19 protein-coding genes are annotated in these 19,803 nt (G+C 54.7%); 14 read left to right on the top strand and 5 right to left on the bottom strand.

From position 1 onward, the window contains the following. The first annotated feature begins 204 nt into the window (after positions 1-204). Positions 205-1,098: a LysR family transcriptional regulator gene (locus ACRCWW_RS03260; protein ID WP_438681112.1), complete on the top strand. Its 894-nt coding sequence runs from the start codon at positions 205-207 to the stop codon at positions 1,096-1,098. Positions 1,099-1,131: 33 nt separating this feature from the next. Here ACRCWW_RS03260 and ACRCWW_RS03255 read toward each other — a convergent pair whose 3' ends face one another. From ACRCWW_RS03255 to ACRCWW_RS03245, 3 genes are all read right to left on the bottom strand, one after another. Further along, the gene (locus ACRCWW_RS03255; protein WP_438681111.1) at positions 1,132-2,121 is read right to left on the bottom strand and encodes an aldo/keto reductase; all 990 of its coding nucleotides are present in this window, start codon (positions 2,119-2,121) and stop codon (positions 1,132-1,134) included. A 23-nt stretch (positions 2,122-2,144) separates the two neighbouring features. After that, positions 2,145-2,996, bottom strand: coding sequence for an aldo/keto reductase (locus ACRCWW_RS03250; protein ID WP_438681110.1), 852 nt, complete (start codon positions 2,994-2,996; stop codon positions 2,145-2,147). Positions 2,997-3,136: 140 nt separating this feature from the next. Continuing rightward, the gene (locus ACRCWW_RS03245; protein ID WP_438681109.1) at positions 3,137-4,540 is read right to left on the bottom strand and encodes a mercuric reductase; all 1,404 of its coding nucleotides are present in this window, start codon (positions 4,538-4,540) and stop codon (positions 3,137-3,139) included. 406 nt (positions 4,541-4,946) lie between these two features. Between ACRCWW_RS03245 and ACRCWW_RS03240 the strand changes: the two genes are divergently transcribed. From ACRCWW_RS03240 to ves, 7 genes are all read left to right on the top strand, one after another. After that, positions 4,947-6,167, top strand: a complete 1,221-nt coding sequence (locus ACRCWW_RS03240; RefSeq protein ID WP_438681108.1) for an aspartate aminotransferase family protein — start codon at positions 4,947-4,949, stop codon at positions 6,165-6,167. Continuing rightward, the gene (gene astA, locus ACRCWW_RS03235; protein WP_438681107.1) at positions 6,164-7,198 is read left to right on the top strand and encodes an arginine N-succinyltransferase; all 1,035 of its coding nucleotides are present in this window, start codon (positions 6,164-6,166) and stop codon (positions 7,196-7,198) included. Before ACRCWW_RS03240 ends, astA begins: the two co-directional genes overlap by 4 nt. Next, positions 7,195-8,673, top strand: a complete 1,479-nt coding sequence (astD, locus tag ACRCWW_RS03230; protein ID WP_438681106.1) for a succinylglutamate-semialdehyde dehydrogenase — start codon at positions 7,195-7,197, stop codon at positions 8,671-8,673. The genes astA and astD overlap by 4 nt, the downstream gene beginning before the upstream one ends. After that, entirely contained in the window at positions 8,670-9,995 is a 1,326-nt protein-coding gene (gene astB / locus ACRCWW_RS03225) for an N-succinylarginine dihydrolase (protein ID WP_438681105.1), read from the top strand. Before astD ends, astB begins: the two co-directional genes overlap by 4 nt. Positions 9,996-10,005: 10 nt before the next feature. After that, positions 10,006-10,965: a succinylglutamate desuccinylase gene (astE, locus tag ACRCWW_RS03220; protein ID WP_438681104.1), complete on the top strand. Its 960-nt coding sequence runs from the start codon at positions 10,006-10,008 to the stop codon at positions 10,963-10,965. A gap of 338 nt (positions 10,966-11,303) precedes the next feature. Then, a complete protein-coding gene (gene spy, locus ACRCWW_RS03215; RefSeq protein WP_438681126.1) occupies positions 11,304-11,792 on the top strand; it encodes an ATP-independent periplasmic protein-refolding chaperone Spy in 489 nt (162 codons plus the stop codon). A 299-nt stretch (positions 11,793-12,091) separates the two neighbouring features. After that, positions 12,092-12,694, top strand: a complete 603-nt coding sequence (ves, locus tag ACRCWW_RS03210; protein WP_438681103.1) for an environmental stress-induced protein Ves — start codon at positions 12,092-12,094, stop codon at positions 12,692-12,694. Here the strand turns inward: ves and cho are convergent. Together cho and nadE are read right to left on the bottom strand one after the other, a co-directional pair. Next, a complete protein-coding gene (gene cho, locus ACRCWW_RS03205; protein WP_438681102.1) occupies positions 12,650-13,522 on the bottom strand; it encodes an excinuclease Cho in 873 nt (290 codons plus the stop codon). The two genes, ves and cho, sit on opposite strands and share 45 nt — an antisense overlap. Positions 13,523-13,642: 120 nt before the next feature. Further along, a complete protein-coding gene (gene nadE, locus ACRCWW_RS03200; RefSeq protein ID WP_438681101.1) occupies positions 13,643-14,470 on the bottom strand; it encodes an ammonia-dependent NAD(+) synthetase in 828 nt (275 codons plus the stop codon). A 222-nt stretch (positions 14,471-14,692) separates the two neighbouring features. Here nadE and osmE point away from each other — a divergent pair, with 222 nt between their 5' ends. The 6 genes from osmE (at position 14,693) to ACRCWW_RS03170 (ending at position 19,796) form a co-directional block, all read left to right on the top strand. Beyond that, the gene (gene osmE, locus ACRCWW_RS03195) at positions 14,693-15,028 is read left to right on the top strand and encodes an osmotically-inducible lipoprotein OsmE (RefSeq protein WP_438681100.1); all 336 of its coding nucleotides are present in this window, start codon (positions 14,693-14,695) and stop codon (positions 15,026-15,028) included. 297 nt (positions 15,029-15,325) lie between these two features. Beyond that, a complete protein-coding gene (chbB, locus tag ACRCWW_RS03190; RefSeq protein WP_404659594.1) occupies positions 15,326-15,646 on the top strand; it encodes a PTS N,N'-diacetylchitobiose transporter subunit IIB in 321 nt (106 codons plus the stop codon). A gap of 89 nt (positions 15,647-15,735) precedes the next feature. Further along, positions 15,736-17,094 (top strand): PTS N,N'-diacetylchitobiose transporter subunit IIC, encoded by a 1,359-nt coding sequence (chbC, locus tag ACRCWW_RS03185; protein WP_404659596.1) that lies wholly within the window; start codon positions 15,736-15,738, stop codon positions 17,092-17,094. 54 nt (positions 17,095-17,148) lie between these two features. After that, positions 17,149-17,496, top strand: coding sequence for a PTS N,N'-diacetylchitobiose transporter subunit IIA (chbA, locus tag ACRCWW_RS03180; protein ID WP_404659597.1), 348 nt, complete (start codon positions 17,149-17,151; stop codon positions 17,494-17,496). A 30-nt stretch (positions 17,497-17,526) separates the two neighbouring features. Next, positions 17,527-18,351 (top strand): transcriptional regulator ChbR, encoded by an 825-nt coding sequence (gene chbR, locus ACRCWW_RS03175; protein ID WP_438681099.1) that lies wholly within the window; start codon positions 17,527-17,529, stop codon positions 18,349-18,351. Positions 18,352-18,449: 98 nt separating this feature from the next. Next, the gene (locus ACRCWW_RS03170; protein WP_438681098.1) at positions 18,450-19,796 is read left to right on the top strand and encodes a 6-phospho-beta-glucosidase; all 1,347 of its coding nucleotides are present in this window, start codon (positions 18,450-18,452) and stop codon (positions 19,794-19,796) included. Positions 19,797-19,803: the final 7 nt, after the last annotated feature.

Genomic DNA, 19,803 nt, shown 5'->3' with positions numbered 1-19,803 from the left:
ATCTGGAAGGAAGTAGATAACTTCCGCTCCTGGCACAAAGTGGCCCTACAAAAAATCCAGGGGCAGAGTTCAGCGATAAGCCGCATTCCCTCTTACCCCTCACCACCACCCCGCAGAATTTCAAGCCCAGCAACCTTTAAGCTTATACTGTCCCCCAATGTCGCGAAGTAAGGTCATCTGACCTGACTTGATAAAGGATGCACGGTGCTAAAAGAGAACTTCAACGAACTGCAGATTTTTTTGGTGGTGGCCAGAGAGCGGAGTTTTACCAAAGCGGCCAGCAAACTGGGCGTTTCTCAGTCTGCGCTTAGCCATGCGGTTAAGGCTCTGGAGGAGCGTCTGAACCTGCGTCTGCTGACTCGTACAACACGCAGCGTTGCGCCGACAGAGGCCGGGGAGCGGATCATGGCCTGCCTTGAACCGCGCATTGCCGATCTGGAACAGGAGCTTGAAGCGCTGTTACAGATGAACGGCACCGCTTCTGGAAATATTCGGTTATCCGCCGGGGAGCATTCCGCTCGTAGCCTTGTCTGGCCGAAGCTAAAACCCTTTCTGAAACAGTACCCGCAGATCAACGTTGAGCTGATTGCGGATAACGGCTTTGTCGATATCGTCGAAGGGCGCTTCGATGCAGGCGTTCGCCTTGGCGAGAGTGTCGACAAAGATATGATTGCGGTAAAAATTGGGCCGGACATGCGAATGGTGGTCGTCGGTTCGCCGGGCTATTTTGCTGACAATCCTGCGCCTGTTACGCCGCACGATCTTCAGCACCATCGCTGCATCAATATGCGCTTACCGACGGCGGGCGGGCTTTATCACTGGGAATTTGAACGCGACGGCAAACCACTGCGCGTGCGGGTGGAAGGGCAGTTAACGCTGAATTTACTGTCGGAAAGAATTGATGCGGTCATGTCAGGTTTTGGCCTGGCGAGCGTGCCGGAAGATACCGTCGCGGAGCACATAAAAAGCGGGGAACTGGTGCAGGTGCTGGACGAGTGGTGCCCGACGTTCCCCGGTTACTATCTTTATTATCCGAGCCGCAAACAGCATCCGGCGGCATTTGCGCTGTTGATTGAGGCTTTACGTCATACGGAATAACGGGCTTATGGCGAACCATAAACCCGTCAGAGGTTAGCGACCGACTCGCGCCTGCATGGCTGCCGGGTAACGCTCGCCGACTACTTTCACGCTTTCCAGCGCCTGAGTGATGCGGCGCAGCTCATCCCGAGTAAAGCTGATAGGGGTTGCCCCCAGGTTTTCGTCCAGACGGTGAAGTTTGGTGGTACCCGGGATCGGCACAATCCACGGTTTTTGCGCCAGCAGCCAGGCCAGCGCGATTTGCGCCGGCGTCACGCCTTTTTCTGCGGCAATCTCGCCCAGCAGTGCGACCAGTTTCTCATTTGCCTCAATGGCTTCGGCAGCGAAGCGGGGAACCTTGCTGCGGAAGTCATCAGCGCCAAACGTGGTGCCTGAGGTAATCGCGCCGGTTAAGAAGCCTTTGCCTAGCGGGCTGAAGGGCACGAAGCCAATTCCCAGCTCTTCAAGCAATGGCAGAATCTCTTGCTCAGGCTCGCGCCACCACATCGAGTATTCGCTTTGCAACGCCGTGACGGGCTGAACGGCGTGGGCACGACGAATCGTCTGCGCGCCAGCCTCAGACAGGCCGAAGTGTTTCACTTTGCCTTCGTCGATAAGCTGCTTCACCGTCCCGGCGACGTCTTCAATCGGCACGTCCGGGTCGACGCGGTGTTGATACAGCAAATCAATCACGTCCGTTTTCAGGCGGCGCAATGAGCCTTCCACCGCTTTACGGATATGCTCCGGGCGGCTGTTCAGGATCTGCTGTTTGTTGTCATCCCCGAAGGTGAAGCCAAACTTGGTGGCAATCACCACGCGACCGCGAAACGGTTTTAACGCTTCGCCGACAACCTCTTCATTGAGATACGGGCCATAGACTTCAGCGGTATCAAAGAACGTCACGCCGCGTTCAACCGCAGAACGGATGAGTTCAATGGCCTGACGGGTGTCTGTCGCCGGGCCGTAGCCGAAGCTGAGCCCCATACAGCCCAGGCCTAAAGCGGAAACCTCAAGGCCGGATTGGCCGAGTACACGTTTTTGCATTTGTTTGCCTCTTAAGTTGCGGATCACACGTCAAGCTTGCGGCCGGTCAGCCATTCCACTTTGGCCGGGTCGCGGTGATCGAAGAATGCGCTGGTGGCGGTATCAAGGGCGGTAATGTGCAGCATTTCGTCGGGCGTGAGCTCGAAATCGAGGATGTTGATGTTTTCCTCCATTCGCGCTTTACGAACGGTTTTCGCCAGCGACACAATGCCGCGCTGGAAGACCCAGCGCAGAACAACCTGGCCCACGCTTTTACCGTATTTCTGACCGATGGCGGTTAATACGGGATGATCAAACAGGCCGTTTTTCCCTTCAGCGAACGGAGCCCAGGCTTCTGGCTGAATGCCCCGGCTTTGCATCCACGGCACCGCCTGCAATTGCTGATTGAACGGGTTCACTTCTATCTGATTCACCGCTGGCGTAATGGTGTTGAAAGCGATCAAATCGGCCAGGCGGTCGGGGTGAAAATTACTGACGCCAATGGCGCGAATTTTCCCGGCCTGCTGGAGTTCTTCCATTGCACGCCAGGCGCCATGGACATCACCGTACGGCTGGTGAATCAAATAAAGGTCGACGTAGTCCAGCTGTAGTCGGTTGAGCGAACGCTCGAACTGCGCTTTCGCGCCTTCATAATTGGTGTCCTGAAGCCACAGCTTGGTGGTGACGAAAAGCTCATCGCGTGGCAGCCCGCTTTGTTTAAGCGCGTTGCCGACCTGAGTTTCATTCTGATAAGACGCCGCCGTATCAATCAGGCGATAGCCGGTTTCGATGGCCTCAATCACCGCACGCTCGCATTCGGCGGCATCTGTCATCTGAAACACACCAAAGCCCAGCAGGGGCATATGAATACCGTTATTCAGGGTAACTGTTTGCATCGCGTAATCCTTCTTTGGGAATGCTGAGAGCTTAACGCAGAGCGATTAATGCGATTAGAGGGGGTAATTCGCTAAGGTTAATCAGAATGATTCATGAATGAGGCAGGCTGTGGACGGCGCCACAGCCTGTGATGCTTTTCTTACCCGGCAGAAAGGGGGCTCAAGCGCGAGAGAATGGTCGGTAAAAACTCCGCCACGGTGGGGTGCACGGGCAGCGCCTGAAGCATTAACCGATAGCTCGCGCCCGTCGCCATGTAATTGGTGATAACCGCAATAATCTCGTCACCGCCGACACCCAGAAACGTGGCACCCAGAAAACGTTCACTTTCGGCATCAACAATCAGGCGAATCATCCCGGCTGTTTCACTTTCTTCTTTGGCCCGGCTGACATCTGCCATACGGAAGTTAGCCACCAGAATTTGCCTGCCGTCAGCGACCAGCTTTTTAGCCTGCTCAAGCGTAATGCCGGTGCGCCCGAGGGGCGGGTCGGTAAACATGGCATAGGAAATCACACGCTGATCCGCGTCCTGCCACTGGCCCACGGGCGTTTGGGCTTCGATTGCCGCCGACACAATCTGGTAATCGTGATAGCTGGTATGGGTAAAAGCGCCGCGTCCATTGATGTCGCCGAGCGCTTTTATTCCCGGCACGTTGGTATTGAAATGCGCATCGGTGCGGATAAATCCTCGTGAATCCGTTTCGACACTGACGGCAGCAAGATTGAGTCTGTCAGAATTGGGTACGCGCCCGGTAGCAAACAGAATATGGCTGCCGGTAAGCACAGCGCCATCGCTGAGCGTGGCTTTTACGCCGCCATTTTCAGAGGAGAGGCCAGTGACCGAGGCATTGAAATGAAAGGTGATGCCTTCCGCAGATAACACTTCGGCGATGGCTTCGCTCACATCGTGATCTTCCCGCTCGGCTACTCGACCCGCACGATGAATAATGGTCACTTCAGCGCCCAAACGGCGATAAATCTGCCCAAGTTCCAGCCCGATATAGCTGGCACCGACAATTAACAGATGCGAAGGAGAGCTTTCCAGTGCCAGCAGGCTGGCATTGTCCAGCCAGGGCACGCTGTCGATGCCCGGTAGCGCTGGAATATACGCTCGGGTGCCGGTATTGAGATAAACCTGCGCTGCACTCAGCGTTTCACCGTTCACTTCCAGCAGAAAACGCTCGCCGTCGCGGCCCTTAAAGCTGCCCCAGCCGTGGAACATGTCCAGGTTTTGCGTGCCTTCCAGCCACTGCGTCAAACCTGCTCGTGAACTCTCAACGCGTTCGCGCATTCGCTTAACGGCGGCCGAAAAGTCCACGCTAACGTGCCCTGTGATCACACCAAATTCTGCGGCACGTCGCGCCAGATGAGCAATGCGGGCAGATTTGCGCAGGGTTTTGGTCGGCGTACAGCCAAAATTTACGCAGGTGCCGCCATAGAAATTGCCTTCGATAATCGCCACCTGCTCCCCGCGAGAAGCCAGTTCAACCGCCAGCGACGGGGCCGCCTGGCCCGCGCCTATCAGCACAGAATCATAATGACGCATAGGGTTCCTCGATTGTCAGGCTGTTTTGCACACTGATTGAGCGTAGTGCAGGGCGATCGCCCTGACAAACTGGCGGTGAAATGCGCTTTTTTGGCGCATTGTGCTCCGTTTTAGTGCGCAGGTTTACGATAAATCTCGCAGGCGATCACAGATCGTGAATTAAGTTTTACTAATGCATAACGTTGCGATTATTAATGCTGCTAATGGCGCTTTGTTTCGTATTTATTCACTTTTTATGCATTTTGTGTGAATAGCGTTAGGTTGTAAGTTATTGATATTTAGTTGTCATCTTCCGTTTATGCAGTTTTGTGGCTGGCTGGCACGATGTCTGCAATATACATTTACAGCACAAACGCTCATTTTTATTAACAACACAATAACTTTATGTTTACCGGAAGAGGTTGCTATGAATCAGTCAGTATCGCGTGGAAATTTTGACGATTGGATGATGCCGGTTTACGCCCCGGCGCCTTTTATTCCGGTACGTGGGGAAGGCTCGCGCCTGTGGGACCAGCAGGGCAAAGAGTACATTGATTTTGCGGGCGGTATTGCCGTGAACGCGCTGGGTCATGCGCACCCGGTGATGGTTCGCGCGTTGACTGAGCAAGCGGGCAAGTTCTGGCACACCGGGAACGGCTACACCAACGAACCGGTGCTGAAGCTGGCAAAACAACTGATTGATGCCACGTTCGCCGAGAAAGTGTTTTTCTGTAACTCCGGGGCGGAAGCCAACGAAGCGGCGCTGAAGCTGGCGCGTAAATACGCTCATGACAAATTCGGCCCGCAGAAAAGCGGCATCGTGGCGTTCAAAAATGCGTTTCACGGACGGACGCTGTTTACCGTCAGCGCGGGCGGACAGCCTTCTTATTCTCAGGATTTTGCGCCGCTGCCGCCGCAAATCCAGCATGCGATTTACAACGACATCGACTCTGCGCGTGCGCTGATTAACGACGATACCTGCGCGGTGATTGTCGAGCCGATTCAGGGTGAAGGCGGCGTGGTGCCAGCAACGCCAGCCTTCCTGCAAGAACTGCGAGCTTTGTGCGACCAGCACAATGCGCTGCTGATCTTCGATGAAGTGCAGACAGGTGTAGGCCGTACGGGCGAACTCTATGCCTATATGCGTTACAGTGTCACGCCTGATGTGCTGTCTACCGCTAAAGCGCTGGGCGGCGGCTTCCCGATTGGCGCACTGTTAACGCGCAATGAATTTGCCAGCGTGATGACGGTTGGCACCCATGGCACCACGTATGGCGGTAACCCGCTGGCATGCGCTGTAGCAAATGAAGTACTGGCGAGCATTAACACCCATGACGTCCTGAACGGGGTAAAACAGCGCCACCAGTGGTTCACCGAGCGTTTGACTGCCATCAATAACAAAGTCGGCCTGTTCGACGACATTCGCGGCATGGGGCTGTTGATCGGCTGTGTGCTGAAGGCGGAGTACGCCGGGAAAGCGAAACAAATCAGCCAGCTTGCCGCCGAACATGGCCTGATGGTGTTGATCGCCGGGGCAAACGTGGTGCGCTTCGCGCCAGCGCTGATCATCAGTGAAGAAGAAGTGAACGCGGGCCTCGACCGTTTCGCCAAAACCTGCGAAAGCTTTGTCGCCGGGGTGACATCATGATGGTCATCCGCCCGGTCGGACGTGAGGATTTGTCCGGCCTGATGACTCTGGCAGGGAAAACCGGCGGCGGCCTGACGTCGCTGCCAGCGGATGAAGCAACGCTCTCGGCGCGTATTGAGCGCTCGATTAACACCTGGAATGGCAGCCTGCCGAAAGGCGATCAGGGCTACGTTTTTGTGCTGGAAGATACCGAGACCGGCAGCGTGGCGGGGATTTGCGCCATCGAAGTCGCTGTAGGGCTACACGATCCCTGGTACAACTATCGCGTCGGCACGCTGGTGCATGCGTCAAAAGAGCTGAATGTTTATAACGCACTGCCGACGCTGTTTCTGAGTAACGATCACACCGGCAGCAGCGAGCTCTGCACGCTGTTCCTTGACCCGGCGTGGCGTAAAGAAGGCAACGGGTATCTGCTGTCGAAATCTCGTTTCCTGTTTATGGCGGCCTTCCGCGATCGCTTTAACGACAAAGTGGTGGCAGAAATGCGCGGCGTTATCGACGACCATGGCTATTCTCCGTTCTGGGAAAGCCTGGGTCAGCGTTTCTTTTCCATGCCGTTTGCCCGTGCGGATTACCTGTGCGGCACAGGGCAAAAAGCGTTCATCGCTGAGCTGATGCCGAAGCACCCGATTTATACCGATTTCCTGACGCCGGAAGGGCGGGCGGTGATTGGTGAAGTCCATCCTCAAACCGCGCCAGCGCGTGCGGTACTGGAAAAAGAGGGCTTCCGCTATCGTAACTATGTCGACATCTTCGACGGCGGGCCAACGCTTGAATGCGATGTCGATCGCGTGCGGGCAATCCGTAAAAGCCGCCTGGTGGAAGTGGGCGAAGGCCAGCCTGCGCCGGGTGAGCTGCCGACCTGTCTGGTGGCAAATGAACAATACGGCAACTATCGCGCGATGCTGGTTCAGGCCGATCCCCACACGGAAAAACTGCTGTTAAGCGCCAAACAATTAGATGCCCTGAAGTGCCACGCGGGTGACCGCGTCCGGCTGGTGCGTCTTTGCCCGGAGGAGAAAAAAGCATGAGTTTATGGATCAATGGCGACTGGGTCACCGGGCGTGCTGAAGCCCGCAGCAAAAACAATCCTGTTACTCACGAAGCGGTGTGGCAGGGAAATGACGCTGATGCTGAACAGGTCGCGCAAGCAGTGCGAGCAGCTCGCAGCGCCTTTGCCGGATGGGCAAAGCAGCCTTTCAGCGCTCGTCAGGCGATTGCCGAAAAATTTGCCGGTTTGCTGGAAGCCAATAAAGAAACGCTGACGGAAATCATTGCCCGCGAAACCGGTAAACCGCGCTGGGAAGCGGCGACAGAAATTGGCGCGATGATCAACAAAATCGCCATTTCCGTGAAGGCTTATCACAGCCGCACCGGCGAGCAGGAAACCGCGATGCCAGACGGTGCGGCAACGCTGCGTCACCGTCCTCATGGGGTGCTGGCGGTGTTTGGCCCCTATAACTTCCCGGGGCATCTGCCGAACGGTCATATCGTGCCTGCGCTGCTGGCGGGGAACACCGTGGTGTTCAAGCCGAGCGAATTAACGCCGCTGAGCGGTGAAGCTGTCGTGAAACTGTGGGAGCAGGCTGGTTTGCCAGCGGGCGTGCTGAACCTGGTGCAGGGTGGTCGCGCTGTGGGTGAAGCGCTCAGTGCGCAAAGCGATCTCGACGGCCTGCTGTTTACCGGCAGCTCGAATACTGGCTTTACGCTACATCGTCAGCTTGCCGGGCAGCCACAAAAAATCCTGGCGCTGGAGATGGGCGGTAATAATCCGCTGATCGTTGATGAACCGCAGGATCTCGATGCGGCGGTGCATCTGACGATTCAGTCGGCCTTTATCACCGCCGGGCAGCGTTGTACCTGTGCGCGTCGTCTGCTGGTGAAACGTGGCGACGTGGGGGATGCCTTCCTGAAGCGTCTGGTGGAAGTCAGCCGCCGTATTATTCCGGGCAGCTGGAATGCAGAACCTCAGCCATTTATCGGCGGGCTGGTCTCTGAACAGGCAGCGAAAAATGTGCGTAGCGCGTGGGAGCAGCATGTGGCGAATGGCGCAGTGACGCTGCTGGAGCCTCGTTTGCTGGAAGCCGGTACCTCGCTAGTCACGCCGGGTATTCTGGACATGAGCAAGGCGACAAACGTGGCGGATGAAGAAGTGTTCGGCCCATTGCTGTGCGTCTGGCGCTATGACAGCTTTGATGAGGCCATTTCGATGGCGAATAACACTCGTTATGGCCTGTCCTGTGGGCTGATCTCAGCTGAGCGCGAAAAATTCGATCAGCTGCTGCTGGAGGCCCGCGCCGGGATCGTCAACTGGAACAAACCGTTGACAGGAGCAGCCAGTACCGCGCCGTTTGGCGGCGTGGGCGCTTCGGGTAACCATCGTCCTGGTGCCTGGTATGCCGCTGATTATTGTGCGTGGCCGATGGCGAGCCTTGAATCTTCTGCATTGACGCTGCCGGGCACGCTCAACCCTGGGCTTGATTTTTCCACTGAGGTGTCATCATGAAAGCCTGGGAAGTGAATTTTGATGGTCTGCCTGGCTTAACGCACCATTACGCCGGGCTGTCGTTCGGCAATGAGGCGTCGACAAAACACCGATTCCGCGTGTCAAATCCGCAGCTGGCGGCGAAGCAGGGTTTGCTGAAAATGAAAGCCCTGGCCGATCTCGGCTATCAGCAGGCCGTTCTGCCGCCGCAGGAGCGCCCGAATGTGCCGCTTTTACGCCAGATTGGCTTTAGCGGCAGCGATGAACAGGTGGTCGAGAAAGCCGCCACACAGGCACCGCAGCTGCTTTCTGCCGTGAGCTCTGCCTCCTCGATGTGGGTGGCGAATGCGGCGACAGTTTGCCCGTCAGCCGATGCGCTGGACGGCAAAGTGCATCTGACGGTGGCGAACCTGAACAACAAATTCCACCGTGCCAGCGAAGCGCCAACCACCGAAGCGGTGCTGCGCGCCATTTTCGCCAATGAGCAAAACTTCGCCGTGCATGGCGCGCTGCCTCAGGTGGCGATGTTCGGCGATGAAGGCGCAGCCAACCATAACCGTCTTGGTGGCGAATACGGTCAGCCTGGCGTGCAGCTGTTCGTGTATGGGCGCGAAGAGGGCGGCCATCATCAACCGCAGCGCTATCCTGCTCGCCAGACGCTTGAAGCCAGCCAGGCCGTAGCGCGGCTGAATCAGGTGAATCCTCAGCAGATTATCTTCGCCCAGCAAAACCCGGCGGTTATCGATCAGGGCGTGTTTCATAACGACGTGATTGCGGTCAGCAACCGTCAGGTGCTCTTCTGTCACCAGCAGGCTTTCCTGAATCAGCCGCAACTGTATGCTCAGCTACGTGAACGCATCACGGGGTTTACGCCTGTGGAAGTGCCGACCGCGCGAGTGTCCGTTAATGATGCAGTCGCGACGTATCTGTTTAACAGCCAGCTACTGAGCAAGCCGGATGGCAGCATGATGCTGGTGCTGCCGAAAGAGTCGCAGGAACATCCGGGCGTTTGGTCATACCTGAACGATGTGCTGGCGCAGGATAACCCGATCAACGAACTGAAAGTCTTCGACCTGCGCGAAAGCATGGCGAATGGCGGCGGCCCGGCCTGCCTGCGGCTGCGGGTGGTGCTGAACGAGCATGAACTGAAGGCGGTGAATCCGGCTGTGCTGATGAATGACTCGCTGTTCGACACGCTGAATACCTGGGTTGACAAATACTACCGTGACCGCCTGATTCAAGCCGATCTGGCCGATCCGCAGCTGCTGCGCGAGGGGCGAGAAGCGCTGGACACGCTTACGCAAATTCTTGGTCTGGGCTCGGTTTATCCGTTCCAGCAGTAAAGGAGGCACCATGCAGTCGTTTCTGGCGCTGACGCTGACCGGCGAAAAGCCACAGCAAACCCGCGGCGAGACAGCGCAGTTCCACTGGCAGTGGCACGATATCGGCATTCTGGAGCTGACGCCGTTCGACGAATGCTCACAGGCGCTGGTGCTTTCTGCGGGGATCCATGGCAACGAAACCGCACCTGTGGAGATGGTGGATTTGCTGCTCAAAGCGCTGTTTGCCGGGCAGATTACTTTGCGCTGGCGAATGCTGCTGGTTTTGGGTAATCCGCCCGCGCTGGTAGAGAACAAACGCTATCTGCACAGCGACATGAACCGGATGTTTGGCGGACGCTGGCATGAGTTTGTGCCGTCGCTGGAAACAGCGAGGGCAGCCAGGCTTGAAACTGCATTGGGGCAGTTCTGGCAGCCGCTGGATTCTCTACGCTGGCATCTGGATATGCACACCGCTATTCGTGGCTCGCATCACGTGCGATTTGGTGTGTTACCTCAGCGAGAAGCGCCCTGGGATGAAGACTTTTTGCACTGGCTGGGCGCTGCCGGACTGGAAGCGCTGGTGTTCCATAAAAGCCCTGGCGGCACCTTTACCCATTTCAGTACGGAACGTTTTAACGCGCTCGCCTGTACGCTGGAACTGGGCAAGGCGCTGCCGTTTGGTGAGAACGATTTGAGTCAGTTTGCGGCTACGCAAAGTGCGCTTACCAGCCTGCTGCAAGGGGAGACAGCTTCTGCACCGCTGCCGGTGAAGTACCGGGTGGCGCAGCAGATAACTCGCCATGATGACAGCTTCAGACTGCATATGTCAGCGCAGACGCTGAACTTCACGCCGTTCGAGCGAGGCACACTGCTCGCAGAAGAAGGGGAGACTCGCTGGAAAGTCGGGCATGATCAGGAATATGTCCTTTTCCCTAATCCTGATGTCGCGCCGGGTTTACGAGCGGGATTAATGTTAGTGCGCGAAGCGTAAAAGACAAAAGAGGAGACGGTGATTGATGACTGCCTCTTTTCTTTTTTTGTTGAACAGAACGTGTTGACTGAAAATTTTACAGAGTATTCCTGGTTAATGCTTTTAAATTAAACAGGCGTGGTGTAGACTTCTTCATAATTCCTTCCAGAACAGCTGCTTACTAATATTTCATCGCAACACTCCACACTTTATCCTTATTTTCTTCATAATTGGTTAAAACGTCGCTTTTATACTTTCAGTGTTTTACGTTTGCTCTGACTCATTGACGTTCAACCCCGTAAAGTTAATCTCGTCAACACGGCAATGCGCCGTAAAAAATAACTGAAAGTAAGGAACGTATTATGAAAAAGCTGACTTCTCTGATTATTGCCTCTACCCTGGCGCTGGGCGCTGCTAACTTCGCTCATGCTGCGGACACCACTGCGGCCACCACCACCGACAACGCGCCGATGATGCACCACAAAGGCAAGCCGGGTATGCATCACGACATGATGTTCAAAGGCCTGAACCTGACCGACGCGCAGAAAACCCAGATTCGCGACATCATGAAAGAACAGCGCGGCAAGATGCAGCGTCCTTCTCAGGATGACCGCCGTGCGATGCACAGCCTGATTGCCAGCGACACCTTCGACAAAGCAAAAGCCGAAGAGATGGTGAACAAAATGGAAGCGCAGCACAAAGCCATGGCGCTCTCCCGTATGGAAACTCAGAACAAGATTTACAACATTCTGACCCCGGAACAGAAAAAACAATTTAATGCCAATTTTGAGAAGCGTCTGACAGAACGTCACACAATGGACGGTAAAATGGCTCCCGCTGCTGAATAATTCAGTCGCAACGTCTTAAAGACCGCCGGTCTTGCCCACACGCTGTTAACCGATGTGGGCAGGACCGGCGGTTTTTCTTTTTCTCCCTCTTGCCAGTTGCCCGATTCCCGGTATTCTCCTGCTATCACCCATTGACTCTTTTCTACCGGATATCAGGCCGTTAGCCGCTTTTTGCTGCGTTCGAAAGCAAAGACGCTAAGGCTATCGTCGATCCCTGCCGATAATCCGTCTGTGGTGAAAAACTGATAATCAACGAGGCGGCACCTTAAAGTCGCCCAGGTCGTCGTTCAGGAGTGATGATGGAATACTTTGATATCCGCAAGATGCCGGTCAGTTTGTGGAAGAATGGCGCAGGTGAAACGCGCGAGCTGTGCTGCTTTCCGCCTGCGACGCGCGATTTCAACTGGCGCGCCAGTATCGCTTCCATCGCCGGTAACGGGGAGTTTTCCGCTTTCCCTGGGGTAGACAGAGTGATAACCCTGCTGGAAGGCGGCGAAGTGATGCTTGATGGCGGGACGGCGTTTCGCCACACCCTGAAGCGCTTCCAGCCTTTTAGCTTCGCCGGTGAGCAAACGGTGCGCGCGCAACTTACCGAAGGGCAGATGTCGATGGATTTAAACATCATGACCCGGCGCGACCGCTGCCAGGCAAGCGTGCGCGTGGCCGATCGCACCTTTACGACTTTTGGGACTCGCGGCGGGATGGTGTTCGTGCTGAGCGGAGCCTGGCAGCTTGGCGATAAACTGCTGACGGCCGATCAGGGCGCGTGCTGGCAGGAAGGCCGCCACACACTGCGTTTGCTGAAAGATGAAGGGCAAATTCTTTACAGCGAAATCAGCTGGCAGCCCGGCTTCCCGTTACCCGCCAGTCAGCAGATCGATAATCTCAGCCTCGCCGGATAACAGCGGTTTGCAGAGAATTTTATAGCCGTCGTGATCGAACCCTGCGGGTAACTGAGTCAGCGCACGGGCTTCACTCAGCGTATTGACAGAGCCCAGCCACAGCCAGTTGTGAATAATGTGGTAGTCGGTCAGGTCATCAGCCTGTTCTTTGAGGGCTATCGCGCCTTGCCACGGCCAGCACACCAGCTGCAGGCGGGCAAGTGCGGCCAGTAGCCGTTGCTGATGAGCTTCAACGCTTTCTTTCCCGCAGCATGCGCCAGCGCAACGACGTAAGGCTGAACGAAAACATCCTCGTCCTTTCGTTACCGCCTCAAGCCCCAGTAACCCATAACAAAGCTGATGTTCGTCGGCGGCACTCTTTAACGCTTCCAGCGCCGCACGACGGTTGGCGAACAGGCCGTATAAACCCGGTTGCTGCGAAAAATCGATATCTTTGGCATAGACGACCTGAGGCTGAGTGCCGTCCATCAACAGCGAACAAAGCTGACGATTGCGGCGCAGGCGCTTATTGAACAGCGGCTGCTGTTCCTTGATGAGTTTCGCTTCCAGTAATAATGCGCCCACTTCGCCCGCGGTGCGGGTCCAGGTGATGCGACGCGTCTGGCGGAGCATGGCTGCTTCATCCGGTGTCCTCAGATGAGAGAGCACGCGGCTGCGCAAATTGACGCTTTTACCGATATAGAGCGGCAGCGTTTCGCTTTCGCCATGAAAGATGTACACGCCGGGCAGGGAAGGCAAGGCTTCCAGCGACGGTCGCAGATGTTCGGGATATTCATAAATTGCCGCGGCCTCAAATTCGAGACGCGGCGTTGAGAGACGCCTGGCCACAAGGACTCCTGGTGCTGGTTATGCATACAGTGTAGCAGGTCGGGCCGGGGAAATCATTCGCATTGCCGGGCGTGTCTTGTAGGCCCGGTAAGCGAATGCGCCACCGGGCAGAGTTGCGTATCAGCGCTTCCAGAAATCGTCGAAAACGGTGATCGGCGGACGACGCTTATGCTCGGTCTTCAGATACCAGCCTTCAATGATTTTAGCGGTGCCTGCATCGACGTGTTTCCCTTCTAGATAATCGTCGATGTTGTCGTAGGTGACACCCAGCGCGGCTTCGTCCGGCAGAGAAGGGCGGTCATCTTCCAGATCGGCGGTTGGGGCTTTCTTGTACAGATGCTCCGGGCAGCCCAATGTGGCCAGCAGTTGTTTTCCCTGGCGCTTATTGAGGCGGAAAATCGGGTTGATGTCGGTGCCGCCGTCGCCGTATTTGGTGAAGAACCCGGTGATAGCTTCTGCGGCATGATCGGTACCGACGACAACGCCTTTGGTCATGCCTGCAATGCTGTACTGGGCTTTCATGCGTTCGCGTGCCTTCTCGTTACCACGAACGAAATCGCTCAGTTCGATGCCCGCTTCACGCAGCGCCTGCTCGCTCGCCAGCACTGCACCTTTAATATTGACCGTCAGCACGCGATCCGGCTTGATAAAGTCAATGGCATCCTGGCAATCCTGTTCATCCGCCTGAACACCGTAGGGCAGGCGCACGGCGATAAACTGCAGGCTTTCGTCACCGTTCTCTTTACGCAATTCATTAATGGCTGTCTGGCACAGCTTGCCGGTCAGGGTGGAATCCTGACCGCCGCTGATGCCGAGCACCAGTGACTTAATAAATGGATAGGTTTTCAGCCAGGCCTTCAGAAAATCCACGCTGCGGCGAATTTCTTCTTCGCTGTTAATCTGCGGTTTTGCGCCCAGTGCCGCGATAATCTCTTGTTGCAGAGCCATTTACCCCTCCCCGAAAAAGGTTGTCGTGTATCCGTTAAAGCTACCTCTTTGCCTGCAAAACGACAAGGATCACAGTTTTGACTGCCTTAAAAGGCGGCGATTTAGCAGGAAATCGTTGTTTAAGTAGATTTATCTGAAAGTTATGCCATCTTTGTCCTCAGGTTGAAAAAGATAGCACTTTATTCCAGGCTTATAACACACTGATAAAAAAGAGGACGGAATATGAACAAGAACGTAGCAGGATTTTTAGGTGCAGCAGCAGTACTGACCATGCTGGCGGGTTGTACCGCCTACGACCGGACCACCGATCAGTTCACCCAGCCGGTAGTAAAAGACGTGAAAAAAGGCATGACCCGTCAACAGGTCGCGCAGATTGCCGGGAAACCTGCGTCTGAAATTACCATGGTTCACGCTCGTGGTACTTGCCAGACCTACATCCTGGGTCAACGGGATGGTAAAGCTGAAACCTATTTCGTTGCGCTGGATGACACCGGCCGCGTGATCAATTCCGGTTATCAGACCTGCGCAGAGTACGACACCGACCCGCAAGCGAAGTAACAGAATCAGTCATTCTGTTGAGTTCTACGTAAACCCGACCCTCTGGTCGGGTTTTTTTATGAGAAATCATGCTTATTTAATTGCGCGAATTATTTGGCCAAAATGTGAGGGTAGTCATAACCGAAGGTCAATGAGAGACAATTTGGTTATGCCAGGAATTATCTTGCTGCTTTCTGATGCCGTATACTCAATCCCATAAACACAAAGTAACAATTCGTTACCATCATTACCCGGCCCCGATGTACAGCGGATGACGCAGCGGGAGGCGGGTTCAAAAGACAAATTGAGGAAGCGAGTATGGAAAAGAAACACATCTATCTGTTCTGTTCTGCGGGCATGTCCACCTCTCTGCTGGTGTCCAAAATGCGCGCGCAAGCTGAGAAGTACGAAGTGCCTGTAGTGATTGAAGCGTTCCCTGAAACCCTGGCGGGTGAAAAAGGCGAAGCTGCTGATGTTGTATTACTGGGCCCACAAATCGCTTATATGCTTCCGGAAATTCAGCGTCTGCTGCCAAATAAACCGGTAGAAGTAATTGACTCAATTCTGTATGGCAAAGTCGATGGTTTAGGTGTGCTTAAAGCCGCTGTCGCCGCAATTAAGAAAGCTTCAGCGCAGTAACTTTTGATTTATTTAAATCTTCCCGTCAAAGAGTAATTTCACACACATTAACGCCGTAATGTTTGTTGCGGCCTTTAAGGGTATTTTCTATGAGTAAAGTTATTAGCTCTCTTGAAAAGGTACTCCTTCCTTTTGCTGTTAAAATAGGAAAGCAGCCTCACGTTAACGCCATTAAAAACGGCTTTATTAAGTTAATGCCATTGACCCTCGCAGGGGCAATGTTTGTTCTTATCAATAACGTCTTTTTGAGTTTTGGCGAGGGCTCGTTCTTCTATTCATTAGGTATTAGGTTAGATGCTTCCACCATTGAAACCCTGAATGGTTTTAAAGCCATCGGCGGCAACGTGTACAACGGTACGTTGGGCATTATGTCGCTGATGGCGCCTTTTTTTATAGGCATGGCGCTGGCTGAAGAACGTAAAGTTGACCCGTTTGCGGCGGGCCTGCTTTCTGTCGCTGCCTTTATGACCGTTACGCCATACAGCGTAGGTGAAGCCTATGCGGTAGGGGCCAACTGGTTGGGTGGCGCAAACATCATTTCCGGTATTCTTATCGGTCTGGTGGTGGCGGAGATGTTCACCTTTATCGTCCGTCGCAACTGGGTCATTAAACTGCCTGACAGCGTGCCGGGCTCCGTGTCCCGCTCGTTCTCCGCGGTAATCCCGGGCTTCATCATTCTGTCTATTTTCGGCATCATCGCCTGGGCGCTGACCCACTGGCAGACCAACTTCCACCAGATCATCATGGACTCTATCTCTACGCCGCTGGCGTCGATGGGTGCCGTAGTTGGCTGGGCGTATGTGATTTTCACCTCGCTGCTGTGGTTCTTCGGCGTGCACGGTTCTCTGGCCCTGACGGCGCTGGACAACGGCATCATGACCCCATGGGCGCTGGAAAACATCGCGATTTATCAGCAGTACGGTTCGGTTGAAGCGGCGCTGGCAGCCGGTAAGAGCTTCCACATGTGGGCGAAACCAATGCTGGACTCCTACATCTTCCTGGGCGGTACCGGTGCAACTCTGGGTCTGATTATCGCCATCTTCATCGCTTCTCGCCGCGCGGATCACCGCCAGGTTGCGAAGCTGGCGCTGCCATCAGGCATCTTCCAGATTAACGAACCGATTCTGTTTGGTCTGCCAATCATCATGAACCCGGTAATGTTCATCCCGTTCGTGCTGATTCAACCGCTGCTGGCTGCCATCACCATGTCGGCGTACGGTCTGGGGCTTATCCCGCCAATCACTAACCTGGCACCGTGGACGATGCCAACCGGTCTGGGCGCATTCTTCAACACCAACGGAAGCATTGCGGCACTGCTGCTGGCGCTGTTCAACCTCGGGGTATCGGTTCTGGTTTACCTGCCATTCGTGGTTGTCTCTAACAAGGCGCAGGCGGTCATTGACGAGCAAGAAAGTGAAGAAGACATTGCTAACGCACTGAAATTCTGAGGTAACGCGGAGCGGGGGACTCTCCCGCTCCGCAAGACGTAAGAGGGAAAGAGTATGTTCGATCTGGATAAAATTGTGGCCGAAGAGGTGCAGGAAAACGACCTCGAAGAAGTGGTGATGGGACTCATCATTAACTCCGGACAGGCGCGCAGCCTGGCGTACACCGCACTGAAACAGGCAAAGCAAGGCGATTTCGCTACCGCAAAAGCCACCATGGAGCAGTCACGCGTAGCCCTGAGCGAAGCGCATCGCGTACAGACTCAGCTCATCGAAAGTGATGAAGGCGAAGGCAAAATGAAGGTCAGCCTCGTGCTGGTTCATGCGCAGGATCATCTTATGACCTCAATGCTGGCCCGCGAACTGGTTGCCGAATTGATCGAGCTTCACGAGAAGGTACAATAACGGGCAGAATTCACGATGAGGCAACCTAAGATGACAACCCTGGAAATCAGTACCGCGCTTGAACAACAGCTGTTTAACGGTAAAGATTTTCATGTCTTCATCTACAACAAAACGGAAAGCATCAGCGGTTTGCACCAGCATGATTACTACGAGTTCACCCTCGTACTGACCGGGCGCTATTATCAGGAGATCAATGGCAAACGGGTGTTGCTGGAGCGCGGGGATTACGTGTTTATCCCGATGGGGTCACACCACCAGAGCTTCTATGAGTTCGGCGCGACCCGCATCCTGAACGTTGGCATCAGCAAGCGCTTCTTCGAAGAGCATTATCAGCCGCTGCTGCCCGCTTTCCTGGTGGCCTCTCAGGTCTATTCGGTCAAAAGTACCTTTCTCAGCTATATAGAGTCGGTTATTGCATCACTCAATTTCCGCGAAAATGAATTTGACGAGTTTATTGAAGTTGTCTCTTTTTATGTGGTTAACCGCCTTCGCCATTTCCGCGAAGAGCAGGCCCAGGATGTTATTCCGCAATGGCTGAAAACCACCGTAGAGGCGATGCACGATAAACATAAATTCGGCGAGGGCGCGCTGGAAAATATGGTGGCGTTATCCGGTAAGTCTCAGGAGTATTTAACCCGGGCGACCCAACGCTATTACAGCAAAACACCGATGCAGATTATTAATGATATCCGCATCAACTTCGCCATGAAGCAACTGGAAATTACCAATTACTCGGTGACCGATATTGCGTATGAGTCTGGTTACAGCAGTCCGAGTCTGTTTATTAAGACCTTCAAGAAGCTGACCTCATTCACGCCAAGCAATTATCGAAAACAGCTCACCGTAATTAATTAACGCTGTGCGGTTCGCCGCACGCACCGAATTCGTTTAGCTATCCGCATCCCGTGGAGGGATTTTTACACCTCCTGCTGCGGATCACGAGGGAGAAAGTTATGAGCCAGAAATTAAAAGTCGTGACCATTGGCGGCGGCAGCAGCTATACCCCGGAATTACTGGAAGGTTTTCTCAAGCGCTATCACGAACTGCCGGTCACCGAGCTGTGGCTGGTGGACGTTGAAGGCGGGCAGGAGAAGCTCGATATCATTCACGCCCTGTGCGAGCGCATGGTGCAGAAATCGGGCGTGCCGATGACGGTGCATAAAACCCTCGACCGCCGCGAAGCGCTGAAGGATGCCAACTTTGTCACCACTCAGCTGCGTGTGGGTCAGCTGCAGGCGCGTGAAAAAGACGAGCGTATTCCGCTGAGCCACGGCTATCTGGGCCAGGAAACCAACGGTGCAGGCGGTCTGTTTAAAGGCCTGCGCACCATTCCGGTGGTGTTTGACATCATTAAGGACGTGCAGGAAATCTGCCCGGACGCGTGGGTCATCAACTTCACTAACCCGGCCGGGATGGTGACGGAGGCGGTGTATCGTCACACCAACTTCAAGCGTTTTATCGGCGTGTGTAACATTCCGGTCGGCATGAAAATGTTTATTACTGACGTGCTGAAACTGTCCGAAAAAGACGATCTGTCCATCGACCTGTTCGGCCTGAACCACATGGTGTTCATTCGCGATGTGATTGTGAATGGTGAATCTCGTTTCGCAGAACTGCTTGATGGCGTCGCTTCTGGCAAGCTCACCGCGAACACGGTGAAGAACATTTTCGACATGCCGTTCAGCGAAGGCCTGATTCGCTCCCTGAACTTGCTGCCGTGCTCTTATCTGCTGTACTACTTCAAGCAGAAAGAGATGCTGGCCATCGAAATGGGCGAGTACTACAAAGGCGGCGCGCGTGCGCAGGTGGTGCAGAAAGTTGAGAAACAGCTGTTTGATCTCTATAAAGATCCCGACCTCAACATCAAGCCGAAAGAGCTGGAACAGCGCGGCGGCGCTTACTACTCTGATGCCGCTTGCGAAGTGATTAACGCTATCTACAACAACAAGCAGACTGAGCATTACGTCAACGTACCGCACCACGGCCACATCGATAACATCCCGGCGGACTGGGCTGTAGAAATGACCTGTATTCTGGGCAGCGAAGGGGCGAAGCCGCACCCACGCCTGACCCACTTTGATGACAAAGTGCTGGGTCTGATTCATACCATCAAGGGCTTCGAAGTGGCGGCAAGCCATGCGGCACTGAGCGGTGAGTTTAACGATGTGCTGCTGGCGCTGAACCTCAGCCCGTTGATTCACTCTGATAAAGACGCGGAAGTGCTGGCCCGTGAGCTGATTCTGGCGCACGAAAAATGGCTGCCGAACTTTGCCGACACGGTGAAAACCCTCAAGCAGTAAAAGGAGT

This window comes from Scandinavium sp. (assembly GCF_051650185.1).
GTDB lineage: Bacteria > Pseudomonadota > Gammaproteobacteria > Enterobacterales > Enterobacteriaceae > Scandinavium.
Note: the sequence above shows the minus strand (reverse complement) of the source record. Positions and strands in the feature narration are given on the sequence as shown.

What these genes read in the sequence shown, in the direction of transcription:
- ACRCWW_RS03255 (WP_438681111.1), bottom strand. Translation starts at nt 2,121, where the DNA reads ATGCAAAAACGTGTACTCGGCCAATCCGGCCTTGAGGTTTCCGCTTTA.
- ACRCWW_RS03250 (WP_438681110.1), bottom strand. Translation starts at nt 2,996, where the DNA reads ATGCAAACAGTTACCCTGAATAACGGTATTCATATGCCCCTGCTGGGC.
- ACRCWW_RS03245 (WP_438681109.1), bottom strand. Translation starts at nt 4,540, where the DNA reads ATGCGTCATTATGATTCTGTGCTGATAGGCGCGGGCCAGGCGGCCCCG.
- ACRCWW_RS03240 (WP_438681108.1), top strand. Translation starts at nt 4,947, where the DNA reads ATGAATCAGTCAGTATCGCGTGGAAATTTTGACGATTGGATGATGCCG.
- astA (WP_438681107.1), top strand. Translation starts at nt 6,164, where the DNA reads ATGATGGTCATCCGCCCGGTCGGACGTGAGGATTTGTCCGGCCTGATG.
- astD (WP_438681106.1), top strand. Translation starts at nt 7,195, where the DNA reads ATGAGTTTATGGATCAATGGCGACTGGGTCACCGGGCGTGCTGAAGCC.
- astB (WP_438681105.1), top strand. Translation starts at nt 8,670, where the DNA reads ATGAAAGCCTGGGAAGTGAATTTTGATGGTCTGCCTGGCTTAACGCAC.
- astE (WP_438681104.1), top strand. Translation starts at nt 10,006, where the DNA reads ATGCAGTCGTTTCTGGCGCTGACGCTGACCGGCGAAAAGCCACAGCAA.
- ves (WP_438681103.1), top strand. Translation starts at nt 12,092, where the DNA reads ATGGAATACTTTGATATCCGCAAGATGCCGGTCAGTTTGTGGAAGAAT.
- nadE (WP_438681101.1), bottom strand. Translation starts at nt 14,470, where the DNA reads ATGGCTCTGCAACAAGAGATTATCGCGGCACTGGGCGCAAAACCGCAG.
- osmE (WP_438681100.1), top strand. Translation starts at nt 14,693, where the DNA reads ATGAACAAGAACGTAGCAGGATTTTTAGGTGCAGCAGCAGTACTGACC.
- chbB (WP_404659594.1), top strand. Translation starts at nt 15,326, where the DNA reads ATGGAAAAGAAACACATCTATCTGTTCTGTTCTGCGGGCATGTCCACC.
- chbC (WP_404659596.1), top strand. Translation starts at nt 15,736, where the DNA reads ATGAGTAAAGTTATTAGCTCTCTTGAAAAGGTACTCCTTCCTTTTGCT.
- chbA (WP_404659597.1), top strand. Translation starts at nt 17,149, where the DNA reads ATGTTCGATCTGGATAAAATTGTGGCCGAAGAGGTGCAGGAAAACGAC.
- chbR (WP_438681099.1), top strand. Translation starts at nt 17,527, where the DNA reads ATGACAACCCTGGAAATCAGTACCGCGCTTGAACAACAGCTGTTTAAC.
- ACRCWW_RS03170 (WP_438681098.1), top strand. Translation starts at nt 18,450, where the DNA reads ATGAGCCAGAAATTAAAAGTCGTGACCATTGGCGGCGGCAGCAGCTAT.